This window comes from Actinomycetospora sp. NBC_00405, assembly GCF_036044095.1.
In the GTDB taxonomy this organism is placed as follows: Bacteria; Actinomycetota; Actinomycetes; order Mycobacteriales; family Pseudonocardiaceae; genus Actinomycetospora; species Actinomycetospora callitridis.
This window is the reverse complement of record NZ_CP107938.1, coordinates 1,312,944-1,328,730: the sequence shown is the minus strand read 5'-3', so window position 1 is coordinate 1,328,730 and position 15,787 is coordinate 1,312,944. Positions and strand designations below refer to the sequence as shown.

General features: G+C 75.3%; 13 protein-coding genes. 9 read left to right on the top strand and 4 right to left on the bottom strand.

Annotated elements, in window-relative coordinates:
* Positions 1-5 precede the first annotated feature (5 nt).
* The gene (locus OG774_RS06490; protein ID WP_328307774.1) at positions 6-443 is read right to left on the bottom strand and encodes a VOC family protein; all 438 of its coding nucleotides are present in this window, start codon (positions 441-443) and stop codon (positions 6-8) included.
* 143 nt (positions 444-586) lie between these two features.
* Between OG774_RS06490 and OG774_RS06485 the strand changes: the two genes are divergently transcribed.
* The 5 genes from OG774_RS06485 (at position 587) to OG774_RS06465 (ending at position 6,186) form a co-directional block, all read left to right on the top strand.
* Positions 587-1,849, top strand: a complete 1,263-nt coding sequence (locus tag OG774_RS06485) for a GAF domain-containing protein (RefSeq protein WP_328307772.1) — start codon at positions 587-589, stop codon at positions 1,847-1,849.
* A 48-nt stretch (positions 1,850-1,897) separates the two neighbouring features.
* Positions 1,898-2,953: a 2,3-butanediol dehydrogenase gene (locus tag OG774_RS06480; RefSeq protein ID WP_328307770.1), complete on the top strand. Its 1,056-nt coding sequence runs from the start codon at positions 1,898-1,900 to the stop codon at positions 2,951-2,953.
* Positions 2,950-3,732, top strand: coding sequence for an acetoin reductase (locus tag OG774_RS06475; RefSeq protein WP_328307768.1), 783 nt, complete (start codon positions 2,950-2,952; stop codon positions 3,730-3,732). Before OG774_RS06480 ends, OG774_RS06475 begins: the two co-directional genes overlap by 4 nt.
* Before the next feature lie 196 nt (positions 3,733-3,928).
* Positions 3,929-4,225 (top strand): hypothetical protein, encoded by a 297-nt coding sequence (locus OG774_RS06470; protein ID WP_328307766.1) that lies wholly within the window; start codon positions 3,929-3,931, stop codon positions 4,223-4,225.
* A gap of 38 nt (positions 4,226-4,263) precedes the next feature.
* On the top strand, positions 4,264-6,186 hold the full coding sequence (locus OG774_RS06465) for an ATP-dependent Clp protease ATP-binding subunit (protein ID WP_328307764.1): 1,923 nt from the start codon (positions 4,264-4,266) through the stop codon (positions 6,184-6,186).
* Between the two features lie 400 nt (positions 6,187-6,586).
* Here the strand turns inward: OG774_RS06465 and OG774_RS06460 are convergent, their stop codons facing one another.
* Both OG774_RS06460 and OG774_RS06455 read right to left on the bottom strand, forming a co-directional pair.
* A complete protein-coding gene (locus OG774_RS06460; protein ID WP_328307762.1) occupies positions 6,587-7,423 on the bottom strand; it encodes an ABC transporter permease subunit in 837 nt (278 codons plus the stop codon).
* Complete coding sequence (locus OG774_RS06455; protein ID WP_328307760.1) at positions 7,420-10,335, bottom strand: alpha/beta fold hydrolase; 2,916 nt, start codon at positions 10,333-10,335, stop codon at positions 7,420-7,422. The genes OG774_RS06460 and OG774_RS06455 overlap by 4 nt, the downstream gene beginning before the upstream one ends.
* Before the next feature lie 268 nt (positions 10,336-10,603).
* On the opposite strand from OG774_RS06455, the gene OG774_RS06450 reads away from it, so the two are divergent.
* From OG774_RS06450 to OG774_RS06435, 4 genes are all read left to right on the top strand, one after another.
* On the top strand, positions 10,604-11,659 hold the full coding sequence (locus tag OG774_RS06450) for a TerC family protein (RefSeq protein ID WP_328307758.1): 1,056 nt from the start codon (positions 10,604-10,606) through the stop codon (positions 11,657-11,659).
* Positions 11,660-11,739: 80 nt separating this feature from the next.
* Positions 11,740-12,870, top strand: a complete 1,131-nt coding sequence (locus tag OG774_RS06445) for a hypothetical protein (protein ID WP_328307756.1) — start codon at positions 11,740-11,742, stop codon at positions 12,868-12,870.
* Positions 12,867-13,847 (top strand): ABC transporter ATP-binding protein, encoded by a 981-nt coding sequence (locus tag OG774_RS06440; protein ID WP_328307754.1) that lies wholly within the window; start codon positions 12,867-12,869, stop codon positions 13,845-13,847. The genes OG774_RS06445 and OG774_RS06440 overlap by 4 nt, the downstream gene beginning before the upstream one ends.
* Positions 13,844-14,851 carry an ABC transporter permease gene (locus OG774_RS06435; RefSeq protein ID WP_328307752.1) on the top strand — a complete coding sequence of 336 codons (1,008 nt, stop codon included), beginning with the start codon at positions 13,844-13,846 and terminating at the stop codon, positions 14,849-14,851. Before OG774_RS06440 ends, OG774_RS06435 begins: the two co-directional genes overlap by 4 nt.
* A gap of 72 nt (positions 14,852-14,923) precedes the next feature.
* Here the strand turns inward: OG774_RS06435 and OG774_RS06430 are convergent, their stop codons facing one another.
* Complete coding sequence (locus OG774_RS06430; protein ID WP_328307750.1) at positions 14,924-15,748, bottom strand: esterase/lipase family protein; 825 nt, start codon at positions 15,746-15,748, stop codon at positions 14,924-14,926.
* Positions 15,749-15,787: the final 39 nt, after the last annotated feature.

The following is a 15,787-nucleotide window of genomic DNA, read 5'->3' as shown; positions in this document are numbered from 1 at the left end:
CGGTGTCAGTCCAGGCAGAACTCGTTGCCCTCGGGGTCGGCCAGGATGACGTGCCCGGCCTGCAGCGGGGGAGAGGGCTCGTGCCGCTCGAGACGGGTGGCGCCGAGGCCGACGAGCCGCGCGGCCTCCGCCTCGAGGGCCGCCATGCGCTCCTCGCCCGCGAGCCCGGGCGCCGCGCGGACGTCGAGGTGCACGCGGTTCTTGACCTGCTTGCCCTCGGGCACCTTCTGGAAGAACACCCGCGGACCCGAGCCGTCGGGGTCGTTGACCGCCGAGGCGTCGTTGCGGTGCTCGGGCGGGACGCCGAACGCCTCGAGGGCGTCGTCCCAGGTGGCGAAGCCGTCCGGCGGGTCCTGCACGCGGTAGCCCAGCGCCTCGGCCCAGAACGTCGCCAGCTCTCCCGGGTCCGCGCAGTCGACGGTGATCTGGATGTCGCGACTCATGCCCGCAGGCTCGCACCGATGGCGGACAGGTGCGGTCCGCCTCGCCGCGAGGTTCGGAGGGCAGGGAAGGACGCTGGTCTATGGCGCGGCTCACGAGCGCTGCCTAGGCTGCGGCGAGGTCCGTCGACGTCGAGGGGGTTCTCGTGCCTCACGGGGACGACGGGGTCTGCGCAGTCACGCGCAGCACCGACCTCCGTCAGCACGCCCGCCTGCTCCACCAGGCCCACGACGCGCGGCTGCAGGGCACCCGGCCGACGACGGCGCTGCGCCGGGTGGTCAGCCGCTCGTGGGACCGGGTCCTGTCCTACGGCGTCGCCCCCGACGGGCGGTCCCTCGGGGACCCTGCCGCGCCGGACGTCGTCGAGCGCCGGCGGGCGGAGTCGCCCATCGCGAGCGTGCTGCCCCAGCTGCGGGCGAGCCTCACGGCGGTCGCCGAGGACGCCGAGCACATCATGGTCGTCACCGCCGCCGACGGCTTCGTGCTCTGGCGCGAGGGCGCGGTGCGGGTCGGGCGGCTCGCCGACTCCCTCGGCTTCATGCCGGGTGCGGACTGGACCGAGGCCTCCGTCGGCACCAACGCCATCGGCACCGCGCTGGCCGAGCACGCGTCCGTGCAGCTGTTCTCCGCCGAGCACTTCGTGCGCGCCCAGCACCCGTGGACCTGCACGGCCAGCCCCATCCACGACCCGCGCACCGGGGAGATGCTCGGCGTGGTCGACCTCTCCGGGCCGGCGCCGATCGTGCACCCGACGACGGTCGCCCTCGTGCACACCGCGGTCCGCCTCGCCGAGACCGGCCTGTGGGGCGCGCACGAGACGCGCCTCGAGGGCCTGCGCGCCATCGCGGCCCCGATGCTCGCGCGCAGCACCGGGCCTGCGCTCGTCGTCGACGACCACGGCTGGGTCGCCGCAGCCACCGGCCTCGCCCCGCGCGAGCGCGTCGGCGTGCCCCGGGCGGGCGAGGCGATGCTCGTCCACGGCCTGGGCGCCTGCCTGCCCGACCGCGTGCCCGGCGGCTGGCTGCTGCGCCCGTCCGACGCCGCCGGCCCGGGTCGGACGCGCCTGCGCCTCGACCTCGACGCGGAGCCCGCGGGCGCGGTGGTCGAGGGCAACGAGGTGTGGCGGCACGCCCTGAGCCGCCGCCACCTGCAGATCCTCGCGCTCCTCATGCGCGCCGGGAGCCACGGCATGGACGCCGCGGCCATCAGCCGCGTCCTCTACGACGACGGCGCCCACCTCGTCACCGTCCGCGCCGAGCTCTCGCGGCTGCGGCGCGTGCTCGGCGGCCTCATCGCCGCCCGCCCGTACCGGATCGCGCCCGGCGTCGAGGTGCTCGCGCCGACGCCGCAGGACGAGGTCCGCCTGTTCGGTGCCGGCAACGCAACACCGCTGCAACCCTGGTCGTGACTGGGGTCACCCCCGTGGGATGGGGCTACGCCCACCCCAGGAGGACCCATGAAGGCCGCTCGCTTCCACGGTCGCGGTGACGTCCGCGTGGAGGACGTCCCGGAGCCCCGACCCGGGCCCGGGCAGGTGCAGATCGCCGTCGAGTGGTGCGGCATCTGCGGCACCGACCTGCACGAGTACCTCGACGGGCCGATCTTCGCGCCGACGCCGCAGGCCCCGCACCCGCTGACCGGGGGCGCCGTGCCGATCACCCTCGGCCACGAGTTCTCGGGGATCGTCTCCGGTGTCGGCGAGGGCGTCACGGGCGTGTCCGAGGGCGACCGGGTCGTCGCGGAGCCCTACGACGTGTGCGGGACCTGCGTCGCGTGCCGGGCCGGGCGCTACAACATCTGCCGCTCTCTCGGCTTCGTCGGCCTCGACGGCGACCAGGGCGGGTTCGCCGAGAAGATGGTGATCGACCAGCGCTGGGTGCACCCGATCGCCGGCCTCACCGCCGAGCAGGGCGCGCTCGTCGAGCCCCTGGCCGTCGGCTACCACGCCACCAAGCTCTCCGGGATCGAGAAGGGGCAGACGGCCGCCGTCTTCGGCTCGGGCCCGATCGGGCTGGTCACCGCGGCCGCGCTGAAGGCCCTGGGCGCCGGCCAGGTCGTCGTGGTCGAGCCCGCCGACGCCCGCAAGGCCAAGGCGCCGGGCGCGGGTGCCGACCACGTCCTCGACCCCACCGAGGTCGACGTGCCCGAGGCGATCCGCGAGCTCACCGACGGCGCGGGCGCGGACGTGACGTTCGAGTGCGCAGGTCTCGATCCCGTCCTGGCGCAGGCCGTCGCGTCCACCCGCCCGGGCGGGACCTGCATCAACGTCTCGATCTGGGGCCACCCGGCGTCCTTCGACGTCAACTCGCTGGTGTTCTCCGAGATCCGGCTCCTCGGGTCGCTGGCCTACGCCGGCCGGCACCCCGAGGTCATCGACCTCATCCGTGACGGCGTCGTCGACGTCGACCAGTTCATCACCGGCCGCATCGCCCTCGCCGACATCGTCGACCAGGGATTCCGCGAGCTCATCGACCACAAGGAGACCAACGTGAAGATTCTGGTGCACCCGTGACCGCCGCGGGGACGCGCGTCGCCGTCGTCACCGGTGCCGGACGGGGGATCGGCGCGGCCATCGCCCGCCGGCTCGCCTCCGACGGGCTGGCCGTGATGGTGTCCGACATCGACGCGGCGACCGCGGCCGAGGTCGCGCAGGAGATCACCGACAAGGGCGGGCAGGCCGCGTCGACCGCCACCGACGTCGCCGACCGCGAGGCGTGCCAGGCGCTCGTGGCCGCGACCCGTGAGCGGTTCGGGTCGATCGACGTCATGGTCGCCAACGCGGGGATCGCCCAGGTCAAGAAGCTGCTCGAGGTCTCGCCCGAGGACCTGCAGCGGATGCTGTCGATCAACGTCGGCGGCGTGCTGTGGTGCCTGCAGGCGGCCGCCGAGGCGATGATCGAGCAGGGGCACGGCGGGAAGATCATCAACGCGGCGTCGATCGCCGGGCACCAGGGCTTCGACCACCTCGGCCACTACTCGGCGTCGAAGTTCGCGGTGCGGGCGCTGACCCAGGCGTCGGCCAAGGAGCTGGCGCCGCACCAGATCACCGTCAACGCCTACTGCCCGGGCATCGTCGGCACCACGATGTGGGACGAGATCGACGAGGGGCTGGGCGGCTACCTCGGCACCGGCAAGGGCGAGGCGCTCCAGCAGTACTCGCAGCTCATCGCGCTGGGCCGGGTGCAGACGCCCGAGGACGTCGCGTCGTTCGTCTCCTACCTCGCGAGCCGCGACGCGGACTACATGACCGGGCAGGCGGTGATGATCGACGGCGGGATCGTCATGGTCTGATCCCGACGGCGGGTCGGTTCGACGCCGTGGGAGTGGCGGGGGTAACATCATCGTCATGCAGGCGAAGCGTCTTGAGGTAGTACTTCGGCGCGCCGGGTAGCCAGGGCCCCGGCGCGCACCACCGCTCACGATGGGTGAGCGGTCCGCCGGGACCTGGCTCGGATCCACCTCTCGCACGGATCCCTGGAGTCACCTCGTGACCACGCTCGAGCAGCCCGCCACCCCGGCGTTCACCCCCGCCCCCCGCCGCGCCTCACGGTTGCCGCGCCCCTTCACGATCCTCACCACGGGCGGCATGCCCGGGGTTATGGACCTGGCGTCGGCGCTCTGCTCGTTCGGTTACCGCGTCCCCGACTTCTCGGTCGACGTCCACGAGGGCGTCAGCTGCTCGTGCATCCAGTGCACCGTCGCGCTGACCAGCGCGGAGTGCGCGGAGTTCGCCGACCGCGTCCGCACCCTGCCGGGCGTCCTGTCGGTGGAGCCCGCCTGCTAGTCGGCCGGTGGTCACCACGGCAGGAGCATGATGGAGCGGTGAGCGACGACGCCCGCCGCGGGCCCGACCGTCCCGGGGAGTGGTCCAACCCCCTCGAGGACCTGATCGGCAAGCTCGTCGAGGGCTTCGGTGATCTGGGTGCCCCCGACGGACGGGACGGGCGGGACGATTCGCCGCCCGGGCGTCCGCGCGGGGACACCCGCACCCCGGTGCTCGACCGCTTCGGGCGCGACCTGACGGCCGAGGCCCGCGCGGGGCGGCTCGACCCGGTGGTCGGACGCGAGCGGGAGGTCGCCGCCGTCCTCGAGATCCTGGGACGCCGCACCAAGAACAACCCGGTGCTCGTCGGCGACCCGGGCGTCGGCAAGACCGCGATCGTCGAGGGCATCGCCGCGCGCATCGCCGCCGGCACCGTGCCCGGGCCGACCGGCCGACGCGTGGTGGCCATCGACCTCGCCGGGCTCGTCGCCGGCACCAAGTACCGCGGGGAGTTCGAGGAGCGGCTGCGGCGGCTCGTCGACGAGGTCACCGCCACCGACCGCGGCGTCGTGCTCTTCCTCGACGAGCTGCACACCGTCGTCGGGGCGGGCGCGGGTGTCGAGGGAACGATGGACGCCGCGGACATCCTGAAGCCGGCGCTGGCACGGGGCGAGCTGCAGGTGGTCGGCGCGACGACGCTCGAGGAGTACCGCCGCCACGTCGAGTCCGACCAGGCGCTGGAGCGTCGCTTCGCCCCGATCACCGTCGACGAGCCGACAATCGAGCAGACCGTGGCGATCCTCGACGGCCTCAAGGGCCGCTACGAGGACCACCACGGCGTGCGGCTGCCCGAGGACACCCGCCGCGCCGCGGTCGAGCTCACCGCCCGCCACGTGCGCGACCGCTTCCTGCCCGACAAGGCCATCGACGCCCTCGACACCGCCGCAGCCCGGGTGCGGCTGCGGCGCGCGGAGGACCCGGGCGCCTCGGGGACGGTCTCGGTCACCGACATCGCCCAGGTCGTCGCGGACCGCACCGGCCTGCCCGTCGCCCACCTCACCGACTCGGAGCGGACCCGCCTACTCGGCCTCGCCGACCACCTGCGTCGGCGCGTCGTCGGCCAGGACCACGCGCTCGACGCCGTCACCGACGCCGTGCTCGCCGGGCGCGCGGGGATGGGCGCGCCGGGACGACCGGTGGCGTCGTTCCTGTTCGCGGGGCCCACCGGCGTCGGCAAGACCGAGCTCGCCCGCGCCCTGGCCGAGGCCCTGCACGGCTCCGATGAGCGCCTCGTGCGCCTCGACCTCGGCGAGTTCCGCGAGGCCCACACCGTCGCCCGCCTCACCGGGGCGCCGCCCGGCTACATCGGCCACGACCGCCCCGGCGAGCTCACCGAGGCGATCCGCCGCACGCCGTCGTGCGTGGTGCTCCTCGACGAGATCGAGAAGGCGCACCCGGACGTGCTGGCGCTGCTGCTCGGGGTGCTGGACGCGGGCCGGCTGACCGACGGGCGCGGGCGCACGGTCTCGTTCGCGGACGCCGTCGTCATCCTCACCAGCAACCTCGGTGCGAGCGCGCTGACCGAGGGTCGCGATCCCGACGACGCGCGGTCGGCGGTGCTCTCCGCCCTCGCCCGGGCGCTGCGTCCGGAGTTCCTCGGCCGGGTCGACGAGGTCGTGCTGTTCACCCCGCTCGACCCGGAGGCCCGGCGCCGGGTGGTGGAGCTCCTGCTGGACGGCACGCGCGAGCGCCTGGCGGCCCAGGAGGTGTCGCTGGAGGTGACGCCCGCCGCCGTCGACGCCCTCGTCGTGCGCGGGCACGACCCGGCGCTGGGGGCCCGCCCGATGCGCCGCGTCGTCACCCGCGAGGTCGATCGCGCGCTGTCCAAGCGCATCGTCGCCGGCGCCCTGCGCCCGGGCGGCAAGGCGACCATCGACGCGCCCGACGCCGAGGGGCCGCTGACGATCGAGGTCACGGGCTGAGGGTCCGCACGCGCTGACCGGAGCTCTCCACGTCGATCTCTCGGGAGTGCCGTCAGTGTTCTCCGGCGCGACCGCACCGACGACACCGTCGAGAGATCGAACTGGAGAGGTCGCCCGTAGGGCCCTGCACGACCGTCGCCGCGGTGTCGACGCGTTCGTCGTCGTCCTCGACACCCGGCACGTCACCGTGCGCGCCCGGCTCGCGGCGGTCGAGATCCGGCAGCGCGCGTTGCTCGTCCGTGCGACGGGTGGCGCGCGAGCGGACCCTGTACTCCTGACCGCCGCGATCGGCACGTCGCGGCCCGGATCGCCGGGCGTCGCCCTCGGTGATCGACGCGGATTTCCTGTCGCTGAGTGCCAGCGTGGACGCAGGGCTTGCACACGGAGTGCGCCGGTCGGGCTAGCTGGTGATGTCCTTGCGTCGGAACCACGAGACGGCCGTGGCGCCGAAGGCGATGCACCAGACCAGGGCGGAGAGCACGCCCCGGGCGAGGTCGGTGCCGTCGACGTCGAGGGTGAGCAGGTCGGCGAAGGCGAACACGTCGTGGGTGGGCAGCGCGTTCCGGATCGAGCCCAGCGCGTCGACCGTGTCGAGGATCTGGGACAGGATCGACACCAGCACCGCGCCGCCGACGGCGCCGAGCGGGGCGTCGGTGACCACCGAGAGCAGCGAGGCCACGCCGGCCACCCAGAGCAGGTGGATCGCGAGATAGGCGACGGCGAGGGCGATGCGCACGAGCGCCGTGCCGTAGGGCAGCGACTCGCCGGTGGGGGAGAGGTAGTCGCCCGCCCCGTACACCAGGGTGCCGAGCACCACGGCCACCAGCGGCAGCACGAGCAGAGTCGCCAGCGAGAGCAGCGCGGCCACGATCGCCTTCTGGCGCAGCAGGCGCACCCGGGGCACGGGGATCGCCAGCAGGTAGCGCAGCGACGACCACGACGCCTCGCTGGCGACCGTGTCGCCGAAGAACAGCGCCACGACCACCACGAACAGGAAGCTCGCCGAGGAGAACAGCGCGAAGACCGCGAAGTTCACCCCCGACGCCTGCGCGAGGTCGGTGAGGCTGGTGGCCGCGGCGCCCTGGTCGGGGGCGTCGCCGACGGAGAAGGCGATCCAGAGGATCACCGGCAGCAGCGCGAACAGCGCGAGCGTCACCTGCGTGCGGCGCCGCCGCCACTGCCGGGTCAGCTCGACACGCACGGGCAGCGTGCGGGACCCGTCCACGGTGGTGGTCACGAGCGCGGCACCTCCTCACCGATCAGCGCGAGGAACGCATCCTCGAGGCGGCGCCGGGGCCCGACGCCGCGCACGTCGAAGCCGGCCTCCACGAGCGTGCGGACGACGGCGGCGCGGTCGACGTCGCCGAGGTCGACGAGGACCACGTCGGCGTCGCCCGGGTCCGGCTCGACGTCGCGCACCCCGTTGCGCCCGCGCAGGACCGAGACGGCCTCGTCGCGCCGGTCCGGGGACACGGACACCGCGACCTGCCCGTTCGCGACGAGCTCGGTCACCTCGCCGGTGGCGACGACCCGGCCACGGTGCATGACGACCACGTGGTCGCAGGTCTGCTCGACCTCGGCCAGCAGGTGGCTCGAGACCAGGACCGTGCGGCCCTCGGAGGCGCGGGCGTAGGACCGCAGCACCTCGCGCATCGCGTGGATCTGGGGCGGGTCGAGTCCGTTGGTGGGTTCGTCGAGCACGAGCAGGTCGGGGAGCCCGAGCATCGCCTGGGCGATCGCGAGGCGCTGGCGCATGCCCTGGCTGTAGGTGCGCACCGTGCGGTCGACGGCGGAGCCCAGGCCCGCGATCTCCAGCGCCTCCTCGAGGTGCGCCTCGTCGCGCGGGCGTCCGGTGGCCGCCCAGTACAGCTCGAGGTTGTCCCGCCCGGTGAGGTGCGGCAGGAACCCGGCGCCCTCGACGAACGCGCCGACGCGCCCGAGCACCGGCGCGCCCGCGACGACGCGCCGGCCGAAGACGCGCAGCTCGCCCGACGACGGGGCGATGAGCCCGAGCAGCATGCGCAGCGTCGTCGTCTTGCCGGCGCCGTTGGGTCCGAGCAGGCCGAGGACCTGGCCGCGCTCGACGGTGAACGAGACGTCGTCGACGGCCACGAGCCCGCTCGTGCCCAGAAATCCTCGAGTGAATGTCTTGGAGAGCCCGCGGACGACGAGCGGGGTCCCGGCGAGCTCCTCCTCGAGGGCGAGGGTGCCGCCGGGCTCGAGGTCCCGGCGCCGGCGGCGGATCGCGAGGACCCGTGCGACGAGCCAGGCGACGAGCACGCCGAGCAGCAGCACGCCCGCCGTGACGAGCGGGGCGATCGGCACCGAGGTCCCGCTGCGGACGTCGCCGGGCACCGACGGCACCGAGAGTGCGGCCGATCCTGCAGGGCCGGCCAGGCCGATCCGGTGCACGGCCGGGGCGGTCGCGGCGGCGTAGGCCTGGTCGGTGGTCGAGACGACGACCTCGAGGCGGTGGCCGGCGGCGAGCGTCGCCACCACGGCGGGGAGGCTGACCGACACCTCGGTCGGCGTCGGTCCCGTGGCGGGCAGGCGCATCGGCGAGACCGCGTTGCCCAGCAGCGTGCGGGTGCCCGGCGCGCCGTCCCCGGCCGCGACGTCGTAGACCTTCGCGAACAGCACCGGCTCGCCGGCGACCGCCCCGGGCACCGACGACACCGCGAGCCGGACCTCCGGGGTGCCGGCGACGACCGTGCGGGCGGGCAGCGGGTCGGTGGAGAACCGCGCGGACTGGCCCGGGAGGTCGTTGGCGAGCCGGCCCAGCAGCGCCGAGGCCCCGCCGCCACCGCCGCCGGCACCGCCGCCGCCCCCACCACCGCCGGAGCTGCCGCCGCCCTCGTCCTCCTCCTCGTCCCCGGAGTCCCCGGAGCCGCCGGCCGCGCCCGCGAGGCCCGGCACGGACGAGATCGCGGCCGGGGCCCCGCCGGCCGGCGCGACGACGTCCTGGGCCTCGCCGCGCAGCGGCAGCGGCGTGCGGACGGTGCCCGGCCCGCCGTCGAGACCGGGGTAGACGCTCGCGGTGATCGTGCGCTGGGTGGGCGCCCGGCGGGCCTGCACACCGGACGGGACGACGTAGGTGAACGCCGCGCCGGGGTCGGCGCCGGTCCCGGCGAGGTGGTGGTCGAACCAGGCCTGCATCCGGTCGGTGGTGCGCTGGTCGGGCTCACCGCCGTCGTGGCCGCCGGCGAACCAGCTCACCGCGACGGTGCCGCCGCCGGCCGCGATCTGGCGCGCGGTGGCGTCGGCCTGGTCGAGCCCGAAGAGCGTGTCCTGCTCGCCCTGGACGAGCAGCGTCGGGGCCGTGATGCGGCCGGCCACGCTCGCGGGCGAGGCGCGGTCGAAGAACGACGCGAGCGCGGCGGGCTCGCGCCCGGTGGTGATGGCGGCGACGTACCCGGCGCACACCTCGGGGAGGAAGCGCCCGCAGACCTGCGGCGGGGCCTCCTCCTGCCCCGGCGCGGGACGCGAGCCGCTGCCGAAGAACAGCGCCGACCACGCCCGCTTGAACACCCCGTCGGGGGCGGCGGCGCTGGCGGCGGGCGTGGTGGCGGGGTCGGGGCCGGCGCGGTTGGGGAAGAGCGACTGCCCGAGGTCGTTCCAGGTGATGATCGGGATCGTCGCGTCGACGCGCGGGTCCGCACCGGCGAGCAGCAGCGACAGTGCCCCGCCGTACGACGCGCCCGTGACGCCCACCCGCGGGTCGCCGGGCCCGTCCTGGCGGACCTCGGGCCGGGCGGCGAGCCGGTCGACGAGCTGGCGAGCGTCGGTGACCTCGTACTCCGGGGAGTTCAGGGCGATCTGCCCGGTGCTCTGGCCGAACCCGCGCGCCGACCAGGCGAGGGCGACGTAGCCGCGCTCCGCCCAGGCGCGGGCCTCGTCGGCCACCGAGTCCTTGCTGCCGCCGAAGCCGTGCGCGACCAGGACCGCGGGCGCCGGCCCGGAGGTCGCCGGCAGCCAGAGCGTGGCGTCGAGGGTCTGCGGCTGGTCGCGCGCCGGGCCGTCGAGGACGTCGATGCGCAGGTCCTCGCTGCGCACCGAGCCGCCGGGCGCGGGGGCGGCGGCCACCGTCGCGGTCCCGACGAGCAGGACGGCGAACAGGACTCCGAGGGCCCGGAACGGGCGGCTGATCACCCGCGCACGTTATCCCGGTTCGTCTGAACCGGTCGTGAGCGACCTATTCCCCCCGGGCCGGTGCGCATCGCCACCGAGGGCCGCCTTCGCCCTGCGCTCACATCGGTGACACACTCCGTAGCGGAGGGGAGTATCCCCACGCGTCGGCCTCGTCAGCACGGCATCGGAGACTCGGTGCCCGGGGCCCTCGGTCGCCGATCGGCGGCGGGAGAGACCTCCGGTGGATGGCGTCTGTCCCGACGTTCCCCCCGGAGATCGGAGAACCCCCGTGAACGTGCCCTTCTGGGTGTGGGCCGCCACGATCGTCGGCCTGCTGGCCGTCCTCGCGCTCGATCTCGCGATCGTCGGCCGCCGCCCCCACGAGGTGGGTGTCCGCGAGGCGGCGCGCTGGGTGGCGGTCTACATCGCCCTGGCCGCGGTCTTCGCCGTCGGCCTGTTCGTCGTGGCCGGCCAGGAGCCGGCGACGGCGTTCGTCGCCGGCTACGTCACCGAGTACTCGCTCTCGGTCGACAACCTCTTCGTCTTCCTGCTGATCATGGGTGCCTTCGCCGTGCCCAAGGTGCACCAGCACCGCGTGCTGCTGTTCGGCATCCTCATCGCGCTCGTGCTGCGCGGGGGGTTCATCCTCGCCGGCGCCGCGGTGATCGAGCGGTTCAGCTGGGTGTTCTACCTGTTCGGCGCGTTCCTCGTGCTGACGGCGATCAAGGTCGTCATGACGAGCGACGAGGACGAGGAGTTCCGCGAGAACGTCGCGCTGCGCCTCGTGCGCCGGGTGCTGCCGGTGACCGACGACTACGTCGGCACCAGGTCGGTCGTCCGGCGCCCCGACGCCCGGGGCCGGCTGCGGCTCATGGTCACGCCGATGCTCATGGTGATGATCGCGATCGGCATGACCGACCTGCTGTTCGCGCTGGACTCGATCCCCGCGATCTTCGGACTGACCCGCGACCCCTACATCGTGTTCACCGCGAACATGTTCGCGCTGATGGGGCTGCGCCAGCTCTACTTCCTGCTGGGCGGACTGCTGCAGAAGCTCGTCTACCTGTCCTACGGCCTGGGCGTGATCCTCGCCTTCATCGGCGTGAAGCTCGTCCTCGAGGCGCTGCACACCAACACGCTGCCGTTCCTCAACGACGGCCGGCCCCTCGACGTCCCCGTGATCGGGATCGAGGTCTCGCTGGCGGTCATCGTCGGTGTGTTGCTGATCACGGCCGTCGCGAGCCTCGTCAAGGTCCGGTACTTCACGGCGCCCGAGCCTGACCAGCCCGCCGACCAGCCCGGAGCGAGCGACCCCGTCACCGTCGCCCGCACCTCCGGCGACTAGCGCCTCACCAGGGAGCCACCGCCCGCGCGGTTCGGTGGCACCCTCGAACGGGGACGTGAGCGAGGGGAGTCGGGACGCCGGTGGCGGGACGGTCGGGGACGGCCGCGGGGCGTGCCCTGTGGCGATGGGCCGTGGTGGCCGTGGTCGGCGCACTCCTGGTGGGGGTCCCCGCGCTCCTGGCGGCGCGTCCGGGCGACGCGCAGGCCGACCCGCAGGAACTGCGTGACCGGATCGCGGCGTCCGCGGGCGTCGGGTGGACCGGCTACGCCGAGGCCCGCGCGACGCTGGGGTTGCCGCGCATCGCCGCGCTCGCCGACGTCACCACACTGCTCTCCGGCGTGACCCGGATGCGCGGCTGGTACGCGGGGCCGGACCGGGCGCGCACCGACGTGCTGTCGGCGGTGGGGGAGCGCGACCGCTACGTCACCCCGCGCGGCCAGGCCGTCTGGGACTACGGCGCCGAGCTGCTCACCATCGTCGCCCGCGACCCGGAGGTCCGCCTGCCCCGCTCCGAGGACCTCCTCCCGCCCGACCTGGCCCGGCGCCTGCTCGCCGGCACGGCGCCGGACGACCCGGCGACCGCCCTGCCCGCGCGGCGGGTCGCGGGCGTCGACGCCGCGGGGGTCCGCGTCACGGTCGCCGACCCGGAGACCACGGTCGACGCGCTCGACGTCTGGGCCGACCCGGCGACCGGGCTCCCCGTCGCCGTCGAGGTGCGGGCCCGCGGGGTCGCCGAGCCGATGATCAGCACGGCGTTCGGCGACCTGGAGCAGGGCCCGCCCGACCCGACGGCCCTCGAGCCGCGCCGGGGCCCGGGCGCCGGCGTCACCCGCAGCCCCACGTCCGACCTGTTCGGCGTCCTCGGTCGCGGCGACGGGAGCACGCTGCCCGCGGTGCTCGCCGGCCGGGAGCGCGTGCCGCCCGAGCGGCGCTTCCCGGCGCTCGGCCAGTACGGCACGACGCTCGGGCAGCTGATCGCGGTGCCGCTGCCCGCCGACTTCGCCGGCACCCTCCTCGGCGGGATCGACCGCGCCGGGGCCGGGCGCACCCTGACCGTCGACGGGCAGGGCTCGGCGCTGGAGACCCCGCTGCTCTCGCTCGCCGTGGTGCGCAGCGAGGACGGCGCCCGGGCCTGGGTGCTGGCCGGGCTCGTCCCGCCCGCCGCGCTCGACTCCGGCGCCGCCGACCTGCTGGCGGGGGGCCGCCAGTGAGCACGCGGGAGACCCAGCGGATCGAGGCGCGGCCGTCGTCCGGGCTCGTGATCGAGACGCGCGGCGTCACCAAGCGCTTCGGGTCGCACGTCGCCGTCGACGACGTCGACCTGCACGTCGCCGAGGGCGCCCGCTACGGCTTCCTCGGCCCGAACGGGTCGGGCAAGACGACGATGGTCCGGATGCTGCTCGGCCTCGTCTACGCCACGCGCGGCGAGATCACGGTGCTCGGGGCGACGGTGCCGAACCGGGTGGCCGACGTGCTGCCGGAGATCGGGGCGATGGTCGAGGGACCGGCCGCCTACCCGCACCTGTCCGGGCGGACCAACCTCACGCTGCTCGACGCGTCGGGGCCCCGGCGCGGCCGGGACGGGCGCCGGCGCCGGCGGGTCGAGGAGGTCCTCGAGCGCGTCGGGCTCGCCGCGGTCGACCGGCGGCCCGTGCGCACGTACTCGCTCGGCATGCGCCAGCGCCTCGGTCTGGCGGGTGCGCTGCTGAACCGGCCGCGGCTGCTGGTGCTCGACGAGCCGACGAACGGGCTCGACCCGCACGGCATCCGCGAGGTCCGGGACCTGCTGATCGAGCTGAACGCCGCGGGCACCACGGTCTTCCTGTCGAGCCACCTGCTCGCCGAGATCGAGGCGCTGTGCACCACCGTCGGCGTCGTCGACCGGGGCCGGCTCGTGCTCGAGGACGCCCTCGACGCCGTGCGGGGCCCTACGGGACGGCTCGTGGTGCGCACCCCCGATCCCGACGGCGCGGCCCGGCTGCTCGGCCGGGCGGTGGCCGAGCGCCACGACCACACGCTCGTCGTCGACGCGGCGCCCGGCGGCCCGTCGGCGCTGGCCCGCCACCTCGTCGAGCACGGCGTGCCCCTCGACGGGCTCGCCGAGCAGCGCCGCAGCCTGGAGGACGTCGTCGTCGCACTGACAGGGCCCGGGTCGGACACCGCGCGCGCCCAGGGGGCCCGCGCGTGATCCGCGTCGAACTGATCAAGCTCGCCGGCCGTCCCCGCACCTGGGTGGCGATCGGCCTGCTGTGCCTGCTGCCCGCCGTGGTCGCCGTCTTCCTCGCGACCACCCGCATCTCCCCGCCGCCGGGGCAGGGCGCGGCGTTCCTGTCGGCGGTGCTGCAGTCCGGATCGCTCTACCCCGCCGCGGCGCTGGCGCTCGTCCTGCCGATCTTCCTGCCGGTGGCCGTCGCCGTCGTCGCGGGCGACGCCGTCGCGGGCGAGTCGTCGCAGGGCACGTTGCGCTACCTGCTCGTACGCCCGGTACGCCGCACCGCGCTGCTGGGCGCCAAGCTCGTGGCGATCGTGGTGTTCGTCGTCGTCGCGGTGCTCTCGGTCGCCGGCACGTCGTACGTCGTCGGGGTCTCGCTGTTCGGGGCGGGCGACCCGGTGGCCGTGGTGCGGGCCCTGCCCGAGGTCACCGGCGGGGACGACGCGGTCGCGGGCGCGGGACCGGCCGGTGGCCAGCAGCCGGCGTCGGCGGGCGGCCAGGTCGGGGGCTCCGACGCGTCGCAGTCGGGGGCGCAGCCGGGCGCCGACACCACGGCGGCCGCCGACGACCAGGCCGCCCGCGAGCGGGCGCAGTCGTCGGTGTCGTCGCTGTCCGGCGAGGCGCTCGGGCCCGCCGACCTCGCGGCGCGCCTGCTCGGCGCGATGGGCTACGTCGTCGTCTCGATGCTCGGCGTGGCGGCGATCGCCCTGTTCCTCTCGACGGTCACGGCGTCCTCGCTCGGCGCGACCCTCGGGGCCCTGGCCGCGCTGATCACCAGCCAGGTGCTCGTCAGCCTCGACGCGGCGTCGTCCGTGACGCCCTACCTGCCGACCCGGTACTGGCTGGCCTGGGTCGACTTCTTCCGCGACCCGATCTTCCTGCGCGACATCTCGTCCGGGCTGTGGCTCCAGGCGGGCTACGTCGTCGTGCTCATGCTCGCCGCCTGGGCGAACTTCACGACGAAGGACGTGACGAGCTAGGTCCGAGTGTCAGCGGCGTGGCGCCGCTGACACCGAGCGTCCGTATTCTTCCGTCGATCACGAGCGACGGGGTCAGCTCCGGCCCTCGTCGCGCAGGGCGTCGCAGGCGTCCGGGTCGGCGGTGGGCAGGGGACCGGTGCCCAGGCCCCGCAGGACGAGCCCGACCGCCAGGGGGTCCACCGGCAGGCGCGAGTGCGGGATGGTCGCGTCGGAGCAGACGTCCTGGAGGCGCACGGCGTCGGTGCCGGGGAGCTCGGCGGAGTCGGGCGGGGTGACGGTCTCGTCGTCGGCGGTCCACAGCGACAGCCAGGGCACCCCGGCCGGCGCGGTCGCGAGGCCGGTGAGCAGCGCGCTGCCGGGCGCGAGCTGCTGGCACGCACGCGGGCAGGCCCCGGGGACAAGCGCGCCTCCCGCAGCGGCGAGCTCGGCGCCCTGCAGCGGCGAGCCGAGGGTGACGACGCGGCGCACGGCCGGCGCGGTCCGCCCGCGGTCGAGGTAGACGCGGGTGGCGACCCCGCCGGCGGAGTAGCCGACGACGTCGACCGACGGCGCGCCCTCGTCGAGCAGCCCGCGGACGGTGTCGTCGATCGTGGCGGCCTGGGTCACGAGGTCCCCGGTGCCGCCGGACGGCAGCTCGACGATCACCGAGCGGCGGCCCTCGGCGCGCAGGCGCTCGGTGAGCGCGATGAACGCCGCGCGGTTGCCGCCGTAGCCGGGCACGAGCACCACGGCGCCGGGCACCGCGGGGTCGGCGGGCGGCGGCACCCGGTACTCGCGGGCCACCGCGATCCCGATCAGCACCAGGAGCACGGCGCCGACACCGAGCAGCGCGAGCACGAAGGCACGCCGGCGCGGGGCCAGCCCGCCGAGCGGGGCCCGCGGGGGCCAGGACGCCATGGCTCCCAGTGTGCCGGGCGCGCGGGCGGGCTACGCGTG